The 3,454-nt window shown below is 52.2% G+C and carries 3 protein-coding genes and 1 pseudogene; 1 reads left to right on the plus strand and 3 read right to left on the minus strand.

Features of this window, described 5'->3' with window-relative positions:
• Positions 1–543 precede the first annotated feature (543 nt).
• Complete coding sequence (locus tag LC354_RS27020) at positions 544–906, plus strand: SpoIIAA family protein (protein ID WP_223429035.1); 363 nt, start codon at positions 544–546, stop codon at positions 904–906.
• A gap of 33 nt (positions 907–939) precedes the next feature.
• On the opposite strand, the pseudogene LC354_RS27025 reads toward LC354_RS27020, so the two are convergent.
• The 3 genes and pseudogenes from LC354_RS27025 to LC354_RS27035 all read right to left on the minus strand — a co-directional run.
• Positions 940–1,254 (minus strand): annotated as a pseudogene (locus tag LC354_RS27025) (transposase); the annotation flags it as partial.
• Positions 1,185–2,168, minus strand: coding sequence for a magnesium transporter (locus LC354_RS27030; RefSeq protein ID WP_223429036.1), 984 nt, complete (start codon positions 2,166–2,168; stop codon positions 1,185–1,187). The gene LC354_RS27030 and the pseudogene LC354_RS27025, both read right to left, overlap by 70 nt.
• Before the next feature lie 294 nt (positions 2,169–2,462).
• Positions 2,463–3,146, minus strand: a complete 684-nt coding sequence (locus tag LC354_RS27035) for an IS6 family transposase (protein ID WP_223429037.1) — start codon at positions 3,144–3,146, stop codon at positions 2,463–2,465.
• Between the last annotated feature and the right edge of the window lie 308 nt (positions 3,147–3,454).

Below are 3,454 nucleotides of genomic sequence, written 5' to 3' on the forward strand. Positions count from 1 at the left end.
ACCGTCAGACCCGCCCAATTTGGGCGAAACGCGGGGGTTGGGCCTCTCCAGTCGGGCTACGCCCTCCCTGCGACGCCCAACCCCCGCGTTCTCATCCTGATTGACGCTGGATTCTCATCTTGTTTGTCGCGCTGCACCCCCTTGCGCATCTCTCAGTTTCCACGAAACCTCGACATCAAATGGTTGATGCCTATGTTTGCGCAGTCCAGCCCTGAGCCAACGAATAGCCAATCTGTACAATCCAGACTCTCAGCGAATGAGCGGGAGCTCAGGATCATTTTCCTGTATCGATCCAAGCTGGTCATATTCTTCACAAATATGAACGAATACTCCCTATTTTCTTCTTCTCTTGTCACATGGAGCAGACTTTCAAGCATTGATCAAAATCAAGTTCCAATGTCAGAGTTGTTTTTACTTCAGGCAGGTAGATGGCGCAAAGGGCTCTCTCAGTGAAGCGGCATCCAAATCGGGTTTGTCTTCGTTATGGGATTGCCAAAGTAGTGCACGTGGATTCGCGAAAACGGTTTGCAAGAAAGGGACAAAATGATCGAAATTGAACATAGTCAAAGTGGTGACATCATCACTCTGCGTGCGTCGGGGACGCTTACCAAGGCAGACTATGACGTCGCCCTACCTGAAATTGAGAATGCGATGATCCTGGCAAAAGGGCCGTTACAAATGCTGATCCGCTTAGAAGATTTTCATGGGTGGGAGATTGGCGCATTGTGGAAAGATCTGACATTCGATCTGAAACATCGAGGTGAATTTGGGTCTATCGCCGTTGTGGGCGATACGAAACTTGAAGAGTGGGGTGCCTGGCTGTCTTCGTTTTTTGCAAAGTCTGAGGTGCGTTACTTCAGCTTTGAAGAGGAAGATTACGCGCTTGGCTGGCTTACTAAGACTTAGTATTGGGGCACGTTCCCGATAGCTGTCCACATCCAGTTGCACTGATTTGTTACTCTTGGATTTCGGATTTGTGCGCAACGTCAACCCATTGCCCCGGCGCGATAGGGTGGAAAAATCCGGCACCGCGATCTCAACCCCCAGCAACCTCGCAATAGAGCGCATAAAGCCTTGAGTTTGACGCAGAGGCTGCTTGAAGATCAGACCCAGCGTCAGGCACAACTCGATCGCTAGATCAGAGTAGTGTGCCGTATCTGAAATTCCCAACCGCACGGTGCCTGTTAAAGCACCAGCAGACTGACAAGCCCAAAATAGATGAAGAGGCTGGCGACATCTTGTATGATCGTACATATCGGCCCACTGCCCATTGCTGGGTCGGATCCAAGTTTTTGAAAAACCCACGGTAGACCAAATCCGACAACAGCTGACATTGTGCCGCCTGACAAGACAGCAAGGCCTACTGCTGTAGCCAGTAACTGGTCGCCAAATACCGCCAATACGCCGAAAGATGCCAAGACGCCGAGTGCGGCACCAATTCCAACGCCGATGATTAGTTCGTCACGCAGCAATGGCAGGATCTGCACGCTATCAGCGGCGAGGCTGCGAACACTAACCGAAACTGCTTGGCTTCCGATGGCTCCAGCAATGTAGACAAGTGCGGGCACAAAAAACGCCACTGCTACGTTGGCCGACAAAGCATGTTCAAACTGAACCATCACCACTGTTATCACAGAAGACGCGACCAATCCGAAGATCAACCAAGGCAAACGGCGCGAGAGACGGTTCAAAATACTGGCATCCAAAGCAGCACCAGGACCGTCGTCGTGGGCCGTTATACCCGCGATAACTTGCAGATCTTCCATGTGTTCTTCGCGTAGAATTCGAAAAAGAGCTTCAGGCGGCACTGCTCCTATTAGCCGTTCATTTCGATCTACGACCGGCACGGCAATCATTTTCAGTCGCATCGCCAATGCCGCGATTTGTTCTTGGTCGGCATCGAGCCTGACGGACTCGTGTTCAGACTTCATAATGTCGCCAATCTTGAGGCGGCCATCCGCAAACAGATCATTTATCCGAACGAGACCCAACAATTTCCCGGCAGCATCGGTCACAAACACCGTATCTGCACATTCAAAGACTGAGCCGCGTAGCGTATCGATCACCTGATCAACAGGCGTATCAACATGGGCTCTTGGGATGCCAGTCAGCATGTGCTCTGCGGCAGTGTCGCGGACGGCCTCCATGTCGAGGGTAATGTCGTTCATAGCAAACCTCTCAATATGACACCAAAAAGCAGTAGCATTAGGCTACCACAGTTTATGTTGGAGGGACCCACACACAGGCCCTAAATCTCGGTGAGTTCGGTTCAAAATCGGACTGATCGATTTGCGGCAGTCGCAGCATTCATGACAAGAGAGAGCCATGCGATCATTCTTGAATTTCACCGCTTTAGCATTTCTGATGTTTGTCACGCCGAACCCATTGGTTGCTCAGGACGTCATGATGGTAGTGTCGCAAAGATTCCGCCGCGACGAAGGTAGCTTTTCTAGCGGTCACACTTATCCAGCGAGTGCTGCGAACTGCGCAAAGCCAGACTGCTGTGACTGGTCAAACTGACCTTTGCGGATCATGTGCGCGACTTCGATGCCTGCCAAGGTGGCTGCTGCTGAATTGAACGATTTGAAGGTCTGCATCGGCCGAGTGAGTTTCTTTATGAACCTGTGGTCCTGTTCGACTATGTTATTGAGATATTTCGTCCGCCGGACAGAGATTAACCAACACCAGCCGCACATCACGAGCAGGCAGTTCATGTTGAACAGACCCGCCGTATTCGACCCGCTCTTGTCGATAACGACCTTGTCCGGCCAGCCGTTCTTGCCGATGGCTTTCACAAAGAACGCAGTAGCGGCGGCTTCGTCGCGGCGTTCCGACAGTATGAAATCAAGGGTTTCCCCTTTCTTGTCGATTGCTCGGTACAAGTATGTCCACTTGCCTTTTATTTTGACATAGGTCTCATCCATTCGCCACGAGCGACCAGTCGGTGACTTCCGGCGGTGCGCTTCTTCGGCAATCACCCCCGCGTATTTCTCGACCCACCGGTTGAGTGTCGCATGATCCAAATCGACGCCGCGCTCTGCCATGATCCCTGCAAGGTCACGATACGAAACGGGAAAGCGAACGTAGAAATACACGGCGCATAGGATCACGGATTTCGGGTGCTGCGCGCCTTTGAAACTGATCAACTCTTAAATCCTGACTGAGTCTCGGGAAAGTGTGGGGTCTGGCCCGACACGGCCGGCAACGCAACTGAATTCCGAAACTTTGCGACACTACCGTTTGGCATCTATATCCCCAGAGGGCTGGCCCGCGTGATTGGGTTTGCCGAGGACATCACCCTTGGCCGACATTCCCCAAGTGGCCTGCCATCTGACGCGAAGATTGCCTGATCAGGCCTGTGGATCAAGTATCTCTTTCCTCTGAGGGTCTCCGGAGTTGCGGAAACGCCTGAAGGCGGGTGCCTTATGCTTCGAAGCGATGCTGTGCTGGCCCG

This window comes from Tateyamaria pelophila (genome assembly GCF_019966495.1).
GTDB lineage: Bacteria > Pseudomonadota > Alphaproteobacteria > Rhodobacterales > Rhodobacteraceae > Tateyamaria > Tateyamaria pelophila.

Coding starts and splice junctions, on each gene's coding strand:
- LC354_RS27020 (WP_223429035.1), top strand. CDS start 544: ATGATCGAAATTGAACATAGTCAAAGTGGTGACATCATCACTCTGCGT.
- LC354_RS27030 (WP_223429036.1), bottom strand. CDS start 2,168: ATGAACGACATTACCCTCGACATGGAGGCCGTCCGCGACACTGCCGCA.